The organism is Pantoea sp. YU22, assembly GCF_003970755.1.
GTDB lineage: Bacteria > Pseudomonadota > Gammaproteobacteria > Enterobacterales > Enterobacteriaceae > Pantoea > Pantoea piersonii.
Genome location: NZ_RYDU01000007.1, coordinates 112,105 through 127,876 on the forward strand (window position 1 = coordinate 112,105; position 15,772 = coordinate 127,876).

At 59.8% G+C, this 15,772-nt stretch carries 13 protein-coding genes; 9 read left to right on the forward strand and 4 right to left on the reverse strand.

The genetic code is table 11. From position 1 onward, the window contains the following. Window positions 1-233 precede the first annotated feature (233 nt). From iolD to EKL29_RS12310, 4 genes are all read left to right on the forward strand, one after another. Window positions 234-2,174 carry a 3D-(3,5/4)-trihydroxycyclohexane-1,2-dione acylhydrolase (decyclizing) gene (iolD, locus tag EKL29_RS12295; RefSeq protein ID WP_126689826.1) on the forward strand — a complete coding sequence of 647 codons (1,941 nt, stop codon included), beginning with the start codon at window positions 234-236 and terminating at the stop codon, window positions 2,172-2,174. A 56-nt stretch (window positions 2,175-2,230) separates the two neighbouring features. Beyond that, a complete protein-coding gene (locus EKL29_RS12300) occupies window positions 2,231-3,247 on the forward strand; it encodes a Gfo/Idh/MocA family oxidoreductase (protein WP_120457171.1) in 1,017 nt (338 codons plus the stop codon). Window positions 3,248-3,304: 57 nt separating this feature from the next. After that, the gene (iolE, locus tag EKL29_RS12305) at window positions 3,305-4,201 is read left to right on the forward strand and encodes a myo-inosose-2 dehydratase (protein ID WP_120457169.1); all 897 of its coding nucleotides are present in this window, start codon (window positions 3,305-3,307) and stop codon (window positions 4,199-4,201) included. Between the two features lie 229 nt (window positions 4,202-4,430). Beyond that, on the forward strand, window positions 4,431-5,270 hold the full coding sequence (locus EKL29_RS12310) for a MurR/RpiR family transcriptional regulator (RefSeq protein ID WP_120457167.1): 840 nt from the start codon (window positions 4,431-4,433) through the stop codon (window positions 5,268-5,270). A 67-nt stretch (window positions 5,271-5,337) separates the two neighbouring features. Here EKL29_RS12310 and iolB read toward each other — a convergent pair whose 3' ends face one another. Both iolB and EKL29_RS12320 read right to left on the reverse strand, forming a co-directional pair. Further along, window positions 5,338-6,150: a 5-deoxy-glucuronate isomerase gene (gene iolB / locus EKL29_RS12315; protein ID WP_120457165.1), complete on the reverse strand. Its 813-nt coding sequence runs from the start codon at window positions 6,148-6,150 to the stop codon at window positions 5,338-5,340. Window positions 6,151-6,236: 86 nt separating this feature from the next. After that, window positions 6,237-7,742, reverse strand: coding sequence for a CoA-acylating methylmalonate-semialdehyde dehydrogenase (locus EKL29_RS12320; RefSeq protein WP_120457164.1), 1,506 nt, complete (start codon window positions 7,740-7,742; stop codon window positions 6,237-6,239). A 403-nt stretch (window positions 7,743-8,145) separates the two neighbouring features. Here EKL29_RS12320 and EKL29_RS12325 point away from each other — a divergent pair, with 403 nt between their 5' ends. Continuing rightward, the gene (locus tag EKL29_RS12325) at window positions 8,146-8,961 is read left to right on the forward strand and encodes a TIM barrel protein (protein ID WP_120457162.1); all 816 of its coding nucleotides are present in this window, start codon (window positions 8,146-8,148) and stop codon (window positions 8,959-8,961) included. A gap of 89 nt (window positions 8,962-9,050) precedes the next feature. Here the strand turns inward: EKL29_RS12325 and EKL29_RS12330 are convergent, their stop codons facing one another. Then, window positions 9,051-10,268 (reverse strand): MFS transporter, encoded by a 1,218-nt coding sequence (locus tag EKL29_RS12330; RefSeq protein WP_120457160.1) that lies wholly within the window; start codon window positions 10,266-10,268, stop codon window positions 9,051-9,053. Between the two features lie 228 nt (window positions 10,269-10,496). Between EKL29_RS12330 and EKL29_RS12335 the strand changes: the two genes are divergently transcribed. The 4 genes from EKL29_RS12335 to EKL29_RS12350 all read left to right on the forward strand — a co-directional run bounded on the left by EKL29_RS12335 (window position 10,497) and on the right by EKL29_RS12350 (window position 14,947). Continuing rightward, window positions 10,497-11,210, forward strand: coding sequence for an ABC transporter ATP-binding protein (locus tag EKL29_RS12335; protein WP_126689827.1), 714 nt, complete (start codon window positions 10,497-10,499; stop codon window positions 11,208-11,210). After that, window positions 11,188-12,159: an ABC transporter substrate-binding protein gene (locus EKL29_RS12340; RefSeq protein ID WP_179256430.1), complete on the forward strand. Its 972-nt coding sequence runs from the start codon at window positions 11,188-11,190 to the stop codon at window positions 12,157-12,159. The genes EKL29_RS12335 and EKL29_RS12340 overlap by 23 nt, the downstream gene beginning before the upstream one ends. A gap of 1 nt (window position 12,160) precedes the next feature. Further along, on the forward strand, window positions 12,161-13,813 hold the full coding sequence (locus EKL29_RS12345) for an iron ABC transporter permease (protein WP_126689828.1): 1,653 nt from the start codon (window positions 12,161-12,163) through the stop codon (window positions 13,811-13,813). A gap of 87 nt (window positions 13,814-13,900) precedes the next feature. Next, a complete protein-coding gene (locus tag EKL29_RS12350) occupies window positions 13,901-14,947 on the forward strand; it encodes an AI-2E family transporter (RefSeq protein ID WP_126689829.1) in 1,047 nt (348 codons plus the stop codon). Here the strand turns inward: EKL29_RS12350 and EKL29_RS12355 are convergent. Continuing rightward, window positions 14,944-15,627 carry a FadR/GntR family transcriptional regulator gene (locus tag EKL29_RS12355; protein ID WP_126689830.1) on the reverse strand — a complete coding sequence of 228 codons (684 nt, stop codon included), beginning with the start codon at window positions 15,625-15,627 and terminating at the stop codon, window positions 14,944-14,946. The two genes, EKL29_RS12350 and EKL29_RS12355, sit on opposite strands and share 4 nt — an antisense overlap. Window positions 15,628-15,772: the final 145 nt, after the last annotated feature.

Genomic DNA, 15,772 nt, shown 5'->3' on the forward strand with positions numbered 1-15,772 from the left:
CTCCGCTTTTCGCATTTCTTGTTTCACTTAGCCCGCTTCGCTGTCCCGTTAAAGCTGCGTTTCACGGTTAAATTTGATCTCAATCGCAAAATGAAATGTTTCTTCTGTAATCGTATTTTATGAAAAATATATTTGTTTATAATCGCTTCAAGTTTCAGTTACCTGCGGTCGCCTTTCGCGACACGCCACGTCGCTAACCTGTCACCAGGTTGCAGTATGTAAAGGAAAAGAATATGGCCACAATCAGAATGACCACCGCACAGGCGCTGGTTAAGTTTCTTGATAATCAATACATTAATGTCGACGGCGTGGAAACGAAGTTTGTGAAAGGCCTCTTCGCCATTTTCGGTCACGGCAACGTGCTGGGCCTGGGGCAAGCGCTGGAGCAGGACAGCGGCGATCTGATTGTGCATCAGGGCCGCAACGAACAGGGAATGGCGCACGCCGCGATGGGTTTCGCCAAACAGTCTCTGCGCCGCCAGATTATCGCCTGCAGCTCATCGGTCGGCCCGGGCGCCGCCAATATGATCACCGCAGCAGCCACCGCCACTGCGAACCGCATTCCGCTGCTGCTGCTGCCGGGCGACGTCTTCGCTACGCGCCAGCCCGATCCGGTGCTGCAGCAGATCGAACAGAGCTACGATCTCAGCATCAGCACCAACGACGCCTTCCGCGCCGTGAGCAAATACTGGGACCGCGTCAGCCGTCCCGAACAGCTGATGACCGCCTGCATTAACGCCATGCGCGTGCTGACCGACCCCGCCGAAACCGGCGCGGTGACGATCGCGCTGCCACAGGACGTGCAGGGCGAAGCCTGGGATTTCCCGGACTACTTCTTCCAGAAGCGCGTGCACCGTCTCGATCGCCGTCTGCCGACCGCTGCGCAGCTAGATGACGCGCTGGCGCTGATCGTGCGCAAACGCAAGCCGATGATCGTGCTGGGCGGCGGCGTGAAATATTCTGAAGCGGGCGAGGCGCTGCGTCAGTTCGCCGAGCGTTACCAGATTCCGTTCGCTGAAACTCAGGCGGGCAAAGGCACGATCGTCTCTGACCATCCCCTTAACGTCGGTGGCGTTGGCGAAACCGGCTGTCTGGCCGCCAACCTGCTGGCGAAAGAGGCGGATCTGGTGATTGGCGTCGGCACCCGCTACACCGATTTCACCACCGCATCGAAATGGATTTTCCAGAACCCGGATGTCAGCTTCCTTAACGTCAACGTCAGCAATTTCGACACCTACAAGCTCGACGGCGTGCAGCTGTTGGCCGACGCGCGTGAAGGGCTCGTCGCGCTGGAGGCGGGACTGGCGGATAAGAACTACAGCAACGACTGGGGCAGCCAGATCGAGCAGGCGCAGAGCAAGCTGCTGAAAGAGACGCAGCGCGTCTATCAGGTGGAATATACCGGCGACGGCTTTATTCCGGAGATTGCCGACCATATCGATCGCGACGCGGTATTTGCCGAATTTAATCGTCTGACCCAGTCAGTGCTCACCCAGAGCCGCGTGCTCGGCACGCTAAATGAGCAGCTCCCAAAGGATGCAGTGATTGTGGCGGCAGCGGGCAGTCTGCCGGGCGATCTGCAGCGCGTCTGGCGCACCCGCGACTACAACTCGTATCACGTTGAGTACGGCTACTCCTGCATGGGCTATGAGGTGAACGCCGCGCTGGGCGCGAAGCTGGCGCAGCCGCATCGCGAGGTCTACGCGCTGCTGGGCGACGGCTCTTTTATGATGCTGCACTCCGAGCTGGTCACCTCGATTCAGGAGCGCGCCAAAATCAACGTGGTGCTGTTCGACAACATGACCAACGGCTGCATTAACAACCTGCAGATGGAACATGGTATGGACAGCTTCACCACCGAATTCCGCTTCCGCAATCCAGAAGGCGGCAAGCTGGACGGCGGCTTCGTGCCGGTGGACTTCGCCGCCATCGCGGCGGGCTACGGCTGTAAAACCTATCGCGTCACTACGCTGGATCAGCTTACCGCGGCGCTGGAAGATGCGCGTAAGCAGACGGTTTCCACGCTTATCGACATCAAGGTGCTGCCGAAGACCATGGTGCATAAATACTTCAGCTGGTGGCACGTCGGCGTGGCGCAAGCCTCTGAATCCGAACGCGTACAGGCGGTAGCAGAAAAACTTAACGCCCATCTCGATCAGGCGCGTAAATACTGATTTCCGGCCGGGAAACCGGCCCTTTATTCCTCGCTATAAACCCTACAGGTGTAATTATGACTTTGAAACTAGGCGTTATCGGTGCTGGCGCAATCGGCCAGGAACACATTCGTCGCTGCAACAATGTCCTGCAGGGGGCAAAAGTAGTGGCGGTGTCGGATATTAACGTCGACGGCGCGCGCGCTGCGCTGCAGCGACTGAATATTGAAGCGGAAGTCTACGCAGACGGCCATCAGGTCATCCAGTCGCCGGAAGTGGATGCGATTCTGGTGACCTCCTGGGACCCGACGCATGAAGAGTTTACGCTGGCGGCCATCGCCGCTGGCAAACCGGTGTTCTGCGAAAAGCCGCTGGCGCTGAGCGCTGAAGGCTGTCGCCGCGTGGTGGATGCGGAGATCAAACACGGCAAGCGCCTGGTGCAGGTCGGCTTTATGCGCCCTTACGATGCGGGCTACCGCGCGCTGAAAAAAGTGATTACCGAAGGCGGCATCGGCGAACCGCTGATGCTGCACTGCGCGCACCGCAACCCGGCCGTGCCGGAGAGCTATACCACTGATATGGCGATCACCAATACGCTGATCCACGAGCTGGACGTGCTGCGCTGGCTGACCAACGACGACTATAAAAGCGTACAGGTGGTCTTCCCGCGCGTGACCTCAAAATCGCATGCGCGCCTGAAAGATCCGCAGATCGTGCTGTTTGAAACCCAGAAAGGGGTGCGCATCGACGTCGAGATCTTCGTTAACTGTGCCTACGGTTACGATATCCAGTGTGAAGTCGTTGGTGAAACCGGCATCGCCAGACTGCCGGAGCCCGCCTCGGTGCAGCTGCGCAGCGAAGCCAAACTCTCTACCACTATCCTGACCGACTGGAAAGATCGCTTTATCGAAGCGTATGACGTCGAACTGCAGGCCTTTATCAACGACGTGAAAGCGGGCCAGCTTACCGGCCCGTCCGCCTGGGACGGCTTCGCCGCCTCAGTGGCCGCCGATGCCTGCCTGAAGGCGCAACAGAGCGGCGCCATTGAGCCGGTTGAAATGCCGCCGCGTCCGGCTTTCTACGACAAGAAATAAGCGTTTTCCTCTCCTTGCGGGCGGCTGCGGCCGCCCCGACCTGTCAGGACTAAACAGATGAACAAAGAGAACGTAAAACTGGCTATCGCGCCGATTGGCTGGACCAACGACGACATGCCGGAGCTGGGCAAAGAGAACACCTTTCAGCAGACGGTGAGCGAAATGGCGCTGGCGGGCTTTACCGGCAGCGAAGTTGGCAGCAAATACCCGCGCGATCCGGCGGTGCTGAAGCCGATGCTCGATATTCGCGGCATTGAGATTTGCAACGCCTGGTTCAGCACCTTCTTCGCCAACGGTGACAAGGCGAAAACCATCGATGAATTCGTCAATCATATGAACTTTCTGCACGCCATGGGCGCGCGCGTGATTGGCTGCTCTGAGCAGAGCAAAAGCATCCAGGGCACCACGCTGCCGGTGCTGGAGCAAAAGCCGATTTTCACCGACGAAGAGTGGCGCCTGACGGCCGAAGGCTACAACGAACTGGCGGAGATCGCCGCTGCGAAAGGGATGCGCGTAACGCTGCACCATCATATGGGCACCGGCATTCAGACCGTGGAAGAGATCGACCGCTTTATGGCGCTGACCAATGATACTGTCGGATTGCTCTACGACACCGGCCATATCTACTATTCCGAAGGCTCACAGCAGGCGATGCTCGACGTGCTGCAAAAATATCTGCCGCGTATTTTCCATGTGCATCTGAAAGATGTGCGCGATGAGGTGGTCGCAGAGGTGCGTGACAATCATCTCTGTTTCCTCGACGGCGTGAAGAAAGGCACCTTCACCGTGCCGGGCGACGGCGTTATCGACTTCAGGCCAGTGTTTAAGATCCTGGATGATTACGGCTATAAAGGCTGGATGGTGGTGGAAGCGGAGCAGGACCCGGCGCTGGCTAACCCGTTTGAATATGCGGTGAAAGCGCGCAAATATATTCGCGAAAACGCCGGGCTGTAAGGGCCTTCCCTGTGCGATCCTGCGCCGCCTGACGGCGCGCAGGATCCTCAACTCCGCTTTATTTCTGGGTTTTCATCGCCATTCCCGCCACATTCCCCGCATTATGTGAGGCAATTCATAAACCCATGAAATAAAGCCCGCATCGGGCGCAAACAAATGAAATTTTCCATTCATCTGGTACTATAGCGCTCATTATCCAGCCATATTTCTTTTTTAACGGGCCGAAGTAATGACCAACAATCCTACCCAACTCTCCCTGTTACAGGATGATATTCGTCGACGCTACGAAACGCTGAGCAAGCGACTGAAGCAGGTGGCTCGTTATATTCTTGATAACAGCAACAGCATCGCCTTTGATACCGTGGCTTCTATTGCCGCTCAGGCTGACGTCCCGCCATCAACGCTTATTCGCTTCGCTAACGCGTTCGGTTTCAGCGGCTTCAACGAAATGAAACAGGTTTTTCGTCAGCACCTGATGGAAGAGACGGTTAACTATACCGAGCGCGCGCGCCTGTTCCGTCAGACCGCCACCGACGACGCTGCGACTTCGCCGGAAAGCCCGGTAGAAATCCTCAACGTTTTTACCATGGTCAATAGCCAGGCGCTGCAACAGCTGGCGATGCAGATCAATCCCGACCAGCTTAACAAAGCGGTGCAGTTGCTGAATGACGCTGAGAATATCTATGTAATCGGCCTGCGCCGCTCGTTCAGCGTCGCTTCCTATCTGGTCTATGCGCTGCGCCATCTTGAGCGCCGCGCTTTCCTGATCGACGGCCTGGGCGGCATGTTCACCGAACAGCTCAGCCTGGTAAACCCGAAAGATGTCGTTATCGCCATCAGCTACTCTCCTTATGCGCGCGAAGCGGTAGAGCTGGTAGAGATGGGTGCGAAGCGCGGCGCGCATCAGATCGCTATTACAGATAGCCAGGTGAGCCCGCTGGCGGCCTTCAGCGACGTCTGTTTTGTAGTGCGTGAAGCGCAGGTGGATGGCTTCCGCTCGCAGGTCGCTTCGCTCTGTCTGGCGCAAACGCTGGCGGTATCGCTGGCGTTAAATAATGCCAGCGCCTGATTACGGGTTTTGACAATAAAAAGGGCAACCCTGCGGTTGCCCTTTTCTTTTATGAACGCCGCTTCTGCTAGCCGCGCGGATAATTATCGCTGTTAACCCAGGCGTGATCTTTCTCCCAGGTAAATTTCCACAGCCGCACCGGCCCCGCCATCACGTTCAGATAGTAGTTGTTATAACCGGCAATCGTCGCCACCGGATGGTAGCCGCGCGGCACCGTCACGACGTCGCGGTTATAAGGCGCCATACAGGCATCAAGCGAGCGGTCGTCAGTGTAGACGCGCTGCATAGCGAACCCCTGCTCAGGATCGAAACGGTGATAGTAGGTCTCTTCCAGATAGGTTTCGTTTTCGCTCTCTTGATCGTGCTTGTGGCTGGGATAGGAGCTGGTATCGCCCTCGTCGGTGTAGACCTCTACCACCAGCAGGCTATCGGCTGGCTTATCGTCCGGCAGAATATTATGCACCAGACGCTTATTGCGCCCTTTGCCGCGGTGTTCGACGCCGACGTCCGCTGGTGCGATCAGACGCGCCGGCAAATTACCCTGGCTGGGCGCGTTGCAGACCGCCAGTTCTAGATCGCTGTCAGCGACGATCTCCACTTCATCGTTATGCGGCACATAAACAGAATAAGGCGGAACGCGCTCAAACGGCGACATACGCTTGCCGATGCCAGGGAAGTCTGCGTGGCGCGTTTTTACCGAAGCGAGTCCCGCTACCAGCACCAGACAAAGCTCTTTGTCGCCGCTGCTCAGTCGCAGAGTGTCGCCCTTTTTCAGCAGGTAGGCGTCAAAGCCGACATAGCGCCAGCCTGCGCTTTCCGGCGTCACGTGCTGGATACGACCGCTGGCGTCCGGCTGCTGCGCTTTTGCAAGAAAAGACATTCCCACTCTCCTTTTTAACGTGAAAACAAGAAGCTACAGGCGCGTTGCCGCTGGCCTGTAGCTGTTATTATGACGTTGTGTGCTTATTAGCTCAGCGTCGGCATGCTGAATTCCGATACCGTCTGCTGGCCGCTCGGCCAGCGCGCCGTAGCGGTCTTCATGCGGGTGTAGAAACGTACGCCGTCCGGCCCGTGCACGTTAAGCGCGCCGAACACTGAACGTTTCCAGCCACCGAAGCTGTGGAACGCCATCGGCACCGGCACCGGTACGTTGACGCCGACCATGCCCGCTTCCACGTTCTGCACGAACTCGCGCGCCGTGTTGCCGTTGCTGGTGAAAATGGCGCTGCCGTTACCGAACTCATGGCTGTTCACTAACTGCAACGCGCTGGCGTAGTCTGGCGCACGCATAATGCTCAGCACCGGCCCGAAAATCTCTTCGCGCCAGATAGTCATATCTGACGTCACGTTATCGAACAGCGTGCCGCCAACGTAGTAGCCTTCAGCGTGGCCCGGCACCTGGAAGTTGCGGCCGTCAACCACCAGCTTCGCTCCTTCCTGCTCGCCTTTATCGATATAGCCCAGCACTTTTTTCTGATGCGCGGCGGAGACAACCGGCCCCATCTCATTCTCATCTGCGCCCTGCTTGATGCCAGGTCCGACGCGCAGCGCTTTGATCAGCGGCGTCAGGCGGGCAATCAGCTTGTCAGCAGTATCGTCGCCGACCGCGACCACGACCGGCAGCGCCATGCAGCGTTCGCCGGCGGAGCCGAATGCGCCGCCCATAATAGCGTTCACCGTCGCGTCGAGATCGGCGTCCGGCATGACGATAGCGTGGTTCTTCGCCGCGCCGAACGCCTGCACGCGTTTGCCATGGGCGCTGGCGGTTTTGTAAATGTGCTCGGCGACGCCGGAAGAGCCGACGAAGCTCACCGCCGCGATGCGCGGATCTTTATAGAGCTGCTCGGCATCTTCGTTAGAAGAGTGCACCACGTTAAACACGCCGTCCGGCAGACCTGCTTCTTTCAGCAGCTCCGCCATACGCACCGCTGCGGAAGGGTCGAGCGCAGGCGGCTTGAGCACAAAGGTGTTGCCGCAGGCCAGCGCGATCGGGAACATCCACAGCGGCACCATCGCCGGGAAGTTAAACGGCGTAATGCCCGCAACCACTCCCACCGGCTGCATCAGCGAGTAGCTGTCGACGCCTGTGCCTACGTTTGCCGAATATTCGCCTTTAATCAGATGCGGGATGCCGCAGGCAAACTCAACCACTTCCAGCCCGCGCGTCAGCTCGCCCTGTGCATCCGACCACACTTTGCCATGTTCAGAGACGATCAGTTCGGCCAGTTCGTCGCGGTGCTGCTCCATCAGCGCCTTGAAGTTAAACAAAACGCGCGCGCGGCGCAGCGGCGAAGTTTTCGACCAGGCGGGGAAGGCGTCATGCGCCACTTTAATCGCTTCGGCGACTTCTGCGCCGGTGCTCTGCGTTAGCTCGCGCACCACTTTGCCGGTCGCCGGGTCATAAACAGGGATGGTTTCGTTGCTGGCGCTGTAGGTAATCTGACCGCCAATGAAGTTTCCTGTGATATTCATTTCATAGCCTCTTAAGATGTGTGAGTTCCCTGCAGAGCCTTAGCGTGACGCCACGCCGTCTGACCAGGCAAAACCGAAAGCATGCTAAGAAGCTATTACAGTGAAATAAATTTTTCAAATAAAACTTTTTGAGAAATTCCCTTTTAGCGGCATGGATCGCATTTTCGCGACCGAAGCCGAAAACCGCGCGCTGACAGGGCGCAGCGCCCGGATTAAGCTGCCCTGAACAGCAGGTTTTTTGTCAGCCCGGGCGCGCTAAACCGGCGCGACAACGGCGAAAAATGAAATTATTGAGAGGCAGATCTCAACCTTTAAATTTCATAATTCACTATTTATGAAATAAATGTTTTCTTTGGCCCCAGCCTATTTATCTTTCCTCTTGCATCACTACAGGAGCTGCAGCATGGCCATCGACCCGACCCGTTTCTGTATTAACCGTAAAATTGCGCCGACCCTTTCTTTAGAAGCGTTTTTCCAGCTGGTTCAACGCCTGGGCCTGAATAAAGTTGAACTGCGTAACGACATGCCGAGCGGCAAGGTGTGCGACGATCTGACTTATGAGCAGACGCGCGCCCTGTTAACGAAGTACAACATCGAAGTGGTCACCATTAACGCGATTTATCCATTCAACCGCGTGGATGAGGCGTTGCTGGCGAAAACCGACGCGCTGCTGCAGGACGCGCAGGCGATCGGCGCGAAAGCGCTGGTAATGTGCCCGCTGAACGAAGGCGTCAACATTGCGCCGGACGACACGCTGGCGGCGCTTCGCACGCTTGCGCCGCGCTTTGCGCAGCATGGCGTCCAGGGACTGGTAGAGCCGCTGGGCTTCCCGGTCAGCTCTCTGCGCTCGGCGGTGCAGGCGCAGCAGCTTATCCGCGACGCCCAGGCGCCCTTTAAGCTGGTCATCGACACCTTCCATCATCATCTGTATGAGAACGCCGAACAGGAGTTTCCGGCAGAAATCGATGTCAACATGATCGGCCTGGTGCATCTCTCCGGCGTGGAAGATACGCGCCCCACCGCAGAACTCACCGACGAAGAGCGCATTATGCTGAGCGACCGCGACGTGCTGAACAGCGTGGCGCAGGTGAAACGGCTGGAGATGCTTGGCTACAAGGGCATCTACGCCTTCGAGCCGTTCTCGTCTGAACTTAACAGCTGGACGCCTGCTGAAATTGAGCGCCAGATTCGCCACAGTATTGAACTACTGCAGGCCTGACTGTCATGCGGCGGGCCAGTAGCCCGCCGCGTCGCCCTACCCTTATCTGTGTCCTGGACACATTTTGGCCTCGGTCGGAGGCCGTTTTTTTAATTCTCTTTCACTTCTGCTGATGTCTCTGGCAGCCGTCGGGTTAGCCGCAGCGTGCAGAACAGTCCCAGACAAACCAGCAGCCCCGTCAGCAGATAGACCAGCGGCACCCCGGCAAAACTCATAATAAATCCCGCTACCGGCCCGGTAATCCCCAGCGCTAAATCCATAAAGGCGGTATAGGTCGCCAGCGCGCTGCCCTGATTCGCCTGCGGCACCGCTTTCACTGCGACCACACCGAGCGCCGGAAAGACCAGCGAAAAACCGGCGCCGGTCAGTAGCGCGCCGGTTTTCGCCATCCAGGGATCGAATGCGCCCGCCACCAGAAACAGACCGACCGCTTCCACCGCCAGACAGGCGCTGGCGACGCGCAGCCCGCCGAGACGGTTGATCGCGTTGGGGAACAGCAGGCGCGTGCCGACAAAGGCCGCGCTGAACAGCGTCAGCGCGAAAGCCGCACCGTCCCACCCTTTCGCCTGATAAAACAGGGTAATAAAGGTGGCGATCACGCCAAATCCCGCCGATCCCATCGCCAGAATCAGACCGAAGCCGTAAATCTTGCCGAGCACGTCGCGGAACGGCAGCGGACGCGCGCGGCTGCCCTTCACTGCCGGGCGCGGCAGCGCCAGCGCTATCGCCAGCGCGCAGATGGCGATAATCACCGCGGAGAGCAGCAGCAGACCGCCGTGACGATAGATGATGACGCCAAGCGGCGCGCCCAGCGCCATCGCGCCGTAGGTGCAGATGCCGTTCCATGAGATAACGCGGCCGATATGCAGCGAGCCGACGCGGGCGACGCCCCACAGCGAGGTGCCGGTGCCGGTAAAGCTCTGCCCGATGCCAAGAATGACGCGCCCGATGCAAAGCAGCGCCAGGCTGGCGATCGGCGATGCCGCAAGCCAGGTCGCCAGCAGATAGCAGACCCCGCTGAGCAACACGCCCACCAGCCCCAGCACCACTACGCGCTTAGGCCCCCAGATATCGGCGTAGCGCCCGGCATGGGGACGACTCAGCAGCGTCGCCAGGTACTGCAGGCTGATCACCACCCCCGCCCAGAAAGCGCTGTAGCCGAGCTGGTCATGCACCATGCCTGGCAGCACCGCCAGCTGCAGGCCGATGGTGAGATAGCTGGCGAAGTTGTAGATCACGATCGAGATAATCAGAAGGGTTAATCCGACGCCCTTATGAGCAGGTTCCGCTGCGGGTTGATCTGGCATGACAAAGTGCGCTCGTGGTTGACTGAGTTTTATCTACAGCTTGCCACCATCAGCGGAATATTTCGAGCCGCCGCCGCGCCTGGGAGGCGGTTTTAGTCATCGGGTCGTCATAATCGCCGCCTACACTCGCGCCATAAGTCCCAAAGAGGATAACAATCTGATGACGCTCCTGAGTTTTCAGGCGCGCCTGTTCTTCGTCCAGCCCGCGTGCCTTCGCGGAGGTGGTCGATGACGCGCGCTTCCCTGCCTGTCTCTGTAAAAGCGGTCAGCTGGTCCATCAGTCGCCAGCCGGTCCTGCACAACCTGTCGTTTGATATCGCCGCGGGCGAAACCCTGGCCCTGCTCGGTCCGTCCGGCTGCGGCAAAAGCACCCTGCTGAAACTGCTGGCTGGCCTGAACCAGCCGGAAAGCGGCGAAATCTGGATTGGCGATCGCTGCGTCGCCAGCGCCCGCCATTCGCTGCCGCCCGACGCACGCCAGCTCGGCATGGTCTTTCAGGATTATGCGCTCTGGCCGCATATGAGCGTTGGTGAAAACGTCGCCTTTCCGCTGCGCATGCGCGGCGTGAGGAAAAAGTCGCGCGAAGAGCAGGCCCGCGCCATGCTGGCGCGCGTCGGTCTTGACGGTTTCGCGGCGCGTAAGCCTGCTGCGCTCTCCGGCGGGCAGCAGCAGCGCGTGGCGCTGGCGCGTGCGCTGGTGGCCGAACCGGCCATTCTGCTGTTTGACGAACCGCTTTCCAACCTCGACCGCGACCTGCGAGAAACACTGGTGCACAGCATGAAGGCGCTGCTGCGCCAGTCCGGCACCACTGCCGTCTACGTAACCCACGACCGCGACGAAGCGGAGATTATCGCCGATCGCACCCTTCATCTGGCGCAGGGCCAGATTGTGTCCATTACCCAATCCTCAGGGGAACCCTATGTCTTTTCTCAAGCCCGTTAAAACAGGAGCGATGTTAACGATGCTGCTGACCTCTGTCGCAATGATGAGTGACGCCCATGCGCTGACGGTGTACACCGCTGGCCCCGGCTCGCTGGCGAAAAGCCTGGCGGCTGGATTCGAAAAACAGACCGGTATTAAAGTGAATATCTTTCAGGCCACGACCGGCAAGGTCATGGCGCGACTGGAGGCCGAGCAGGCCAGCCCGCAGGCCGACGTATTGATTTCCGCCTCATGGGATATCGCCGAAGATCTGCAACAGCGCGGCTGGCTACAGCCCTATCAAAGTCCCAACGCCGCAAAGGTGCCAGACGCCTTTAAAACCGCCGACTATGTGGCACAGGGCATCTCCGCGCTGGGCATCGTATGGAATACCAAAAGCGGCACGCCGGAGCCGAAAAACTGGCAGGACCTCACCGGCCCGGCGTTCAAAGATAAGGTCACCACGCCGGATCCGGCGCTCTCCGGCGCATCGCTCGATCTGCTGGCTGGTCTGCAAAACAGCGAAGGCGAAAAAGCCTGGACGCTGTTCCAGCAGCTGAAACAGAACGGCATGGTGGTCAGCGGACCGAACGCGCAGGCGGTCACGCCGGTGCTGCAGGGCGCGAAGGCGGCAGTATTCGGCGCGGTGGACTATGTCACCTACAACAATATCGCCCAGGGCGAAGCGGTGAAGGTGATCTTCCCGGAAAGCGGCACCGTGGTCGCGCCGCGTCCGATGATGATCCTGAAAAGCAGTCAGCACGCTGACGACGCGAAGAAATTCGTCGACTACGTGCTTTCTGATGAAGGTCAGCAGCAGGTGGCGAACGCCTGGCTGATGCCCGCGCGCACCGATATCAAGGCGCAGCGGCCGCTGATTACCGAGATCCGACTGCTGCCGATGCCGCAGGAGAGCAACGCCGACCGCGCGTCGATTCTGAAGCGCTTCGCGACGCTGTTCGGACAGTAAGATGTCGCGCGTCCTGAACAGCCTGATCCTGCTGGCGCTCGGCATACTGGTGGCGCTGCCGCTGCTGTTTATTGTGCTGCAGGCGATATTTCCGCAGCTGGGTGCCGGAAGCTGGCAGGGCGCATTCAGCGCACTGCCGCGCCTGTTAACCGACGACGCGCTGCTCCCGATGGGATTCGGTACGCTGAAAGTGGGTCTGGGCGTGGTGCTGTGCAGCCTGATTATCGGGTTGCCGCTCGGCGTGCTGCGCGGCCTGTTTCGCCTGCCCGGCAGCGCGCTGTGGGATCTGCTGTTTCTGGTGCCCTTTCTTACGCCGCCCTATATCGCGGCGCTGAACTGGACGCTGGCGCTGCAGCGCAACGGCTATGTGCAACAGCTTACCGGCCTCGATCTGGAGAGCCTGCTGTTCAGCGCCAGCGGCATCACCCTGGTGATGACGATCAATATCTTTCCGGTGGTCTATTTCGCCGTATCGCGCGCGCTGATGGCGAGCGGGCAGCGGCTGGCGCTGGTGGCGCGCGTGCACGGCGCGTCGGCATGGCGCGCCTTCTGGCACGTTACGCTGCCCCTGCTGCTGCCTGCGCTGGCGGGCAGCGCGCTGCTCGCTTTCACGCTGGCGATTGATGAATATGGCGTGCCGGCGGCGCTCGGCGCCCGCGCTGGCCTCACCCTGATGACGGTCGGTATTGAGCAGAAGCTGTCGGACTGGCCGATCGATTTACCCGGCGCGGCCATGCTGTCGCTGCTGTTGAGCCTGGTCGCGCTGGCCGCCTGGTTTGCTCAGCGCCATCTGACCGCCGCGCAGGATGTCGCCACTATTGGCGGCAAGCCCGCGGCCAGCGAAGCGGTCAGCGCAGGCGTCTGGACCTTGCCAATAGTGCTACTGTTTGCGCTTACGGCGCTGGTCGCCGTTGCGCTGCCGCTCTGCTCGATGACGCTGAGCGGCCTGCTCGATACCCTGTCGGGCGGCCTCCGCGGCGCGAATCTGACGCTGCGCCACTTCGCCGCGCTCTTTTCGCAGCAGGGCGATGCGCTGAGCGCCTTTTCTACCAGCATCGGGCTGGCGTTAGGCGCGGCGCTGCTGACCGGCGCGCTGGGTTTTCTGGTGGCGTGGCGCGTGGCGGAGGGCAAGAGCCGCGCGCTGGCGCTGCTGGATGGTCTGGCGCTGCTGCCTGCGGCGATCCCTGGCGTGGTCATCGGCGTCGGCCTGATCCTGCTGTGGAACCGCAGCTTCTGGCCGGTCTCGCCCTACAACACGCCAGCCATCCTGCTGCTCTCCTACTGCTGTCTGCTGCTGCCCTGGCCGGTGCGCTACGTCAGCAGCGCGCTGCGTCAGCTCGCGCCGACGCTGGAGCCAGCGGCGCGCGTACACGGTGCGTCGCGCCTTCAGGCGCTGCGTCTGGTGGTCTTCCCGCTGGTGTCGCCCAGTTTGCTGGCGGCGATGATGATGGTGTTCGCCGTCGCCTCCCGCGAGCTGGTGACCTCGCTGCTGCTGGCACCCGCCGGCGTGCAGACCGTCGCCCTGTTTATCTGGCGTCAGTTCGAACAAGGCTCGGTGGGACAAGGCATGGCGATGGCGACGTTGACGCTGGTCGCCACGCTGGCGCTGATGCTGGGCGCGACGGCGCTGCTGCAGCGCAGTAAAAAAGTCTGATTATCGTTACGCTTTCATAACAGAATCAGGCGTTTAATTGCCGTTCAGCTACACTACTCTCTGCGGTCTGGCTTTTCGGGAGAGGGAATGAGCGAACAACAGCAGGAAAAAATAGGACAAAGCATTCTGATTAAGCTGGCGATGCTGGTGATTATTCTCGCCGGGATCCGCGCCGCGTCCGAAATTATGGTGCCCTTTTTGCTGGCCGCCTTTTTCGCCATCGTGTTGAATCCTATCGTCACCTTTTTAATGCGGCGCGGCTGGCGGCGCGGGCTAGCGATCACGGTAGTGATTACGGTGATATTTATCGTTATTTTGCTGCTGGTGGCGGTGCTCGCCAGCTCGGTAAGCGAATTCTCCGATATCTATCCACAGCTGCGCACCACCATGGAGAGGAAGATGAGCGTGGTGCAGCATCTGGCGGCGGGCATCGGCATTCACGTCTCGACCACGACGCTGGTGCAGCGTTTTGATCCCAATATGCTGATGTCGTTCGCCACCGTCGCGCTGACGCAGTTCTCCGGCATGATGAGCAATTTCGTGCTGCTGATCCTGACGGTGGTGTTTATGCTGTTTGAAGTGCGTCACCTGCCCTACAAGATGCGCAATGCCCTGACCAACCCGCAGATCCGCATCGCCGGGCTGCACAGGGCGTTGAAAGGCGTAACCCACTATCTGGCGCTGAAGACGCTGATCAGCCTGATTACCGGCGTAGCGGTGTGGGGCAGCCTGTTTCTGCTTGATGTTAAGTTCGCGCTGCTGTGGGGCGTGGTGGCTTTTATTCTCAACTACATTCCCAATATCGGCCCGATTATCGCCGGCATTCCGCCCGTGTTGCAGGCGTTGCTGCTTAACAGCCCTTACGACGCGATGCTGGTGGCGGCGCTGTTTATCGCCATTCATATGGTGTTCGGCAATATGCTGGAGCCGCGCGTTATGGGGCGCGGCTTAGGGCTGTCGACGCTGGTGGTGTTCCTTTCGCTGATTTTCTGGGGCTGGCTGCTGGGGCCGGTCGGCATGCTGCTCTCCGTGCCGCTGACGAGCATTACCAAAATCCTGATGGAAACGACGCCGGGCGGCAGCAGACTGGCGATCATGCTCGGCGCGGGCCGCCCTAAGCGCCATAAAATCTAACCCAACAGCCGCTGCTGCACCTGCGCCAGATGGCTCTCCATCGCGGCGCGCGCGGCGGCGGCATCGCCCGCCTCTATCGCGGCGGCGATCTGCTGGTGGTCGCGGTTCATCTCCTGGGTAAAGGCGTTGTCGGCAAAATGACTCTCCAGCCGCCGGAAACGCGCGCTGTCGCGCTTGTTCCAGAGATACTCCATCAGGTCGCGCAGTACCTCGTTGCCGCTCATTTCGCTAATCAGCAGATGAAAGCGTTTATCCTGATCGAGAAACTGCGCGTCGTTGGCGTTGTAGCGCAGCAGCGTATCGGCCAGCGCGCGCAGCTGGCCGCGCTGCGCCGGGCTGCCGTTTCGCGCCGCCATCTCCGCCAGCATCCCTTCAAAAGCGAGACGCGCCTGTAACAGATCCTCCAGGCTAAAATCTGCCTCCGCCACGGGGCCAGTGGCCTGCGGCAGCGGCTGCATCACATAGACGCCGTTGCCGGTGCGAATATCCACCCAGCCGGTCATCTCCAGCGCAATCAGCGCTTCGCGCACCGAGGAGCGGCTGACGCCCAGCTGCTTCGCCAGCTCGCGCTCCGGCGGCAGCGCCGCGCCTGGGGCGAACTCGCCGCGTTTGATACTTTCCATTATCGCGTTAGCGATCTGGCGATAAAGACGTTCCGTTTTCAGCACAGGCAGCGCCATGTTTTTTCTCCTGTCAGCAGCGGTGCAGCGTAGCACAAGCCGCGCGCCCTTTCCGACAGACGCAATTCACTGCGCTGCGATCGCGATCACGGCCTTTCCCGTCAGGCTAGCATACTCTTGGTCCAGCGGCCTGACCACTGGGCCA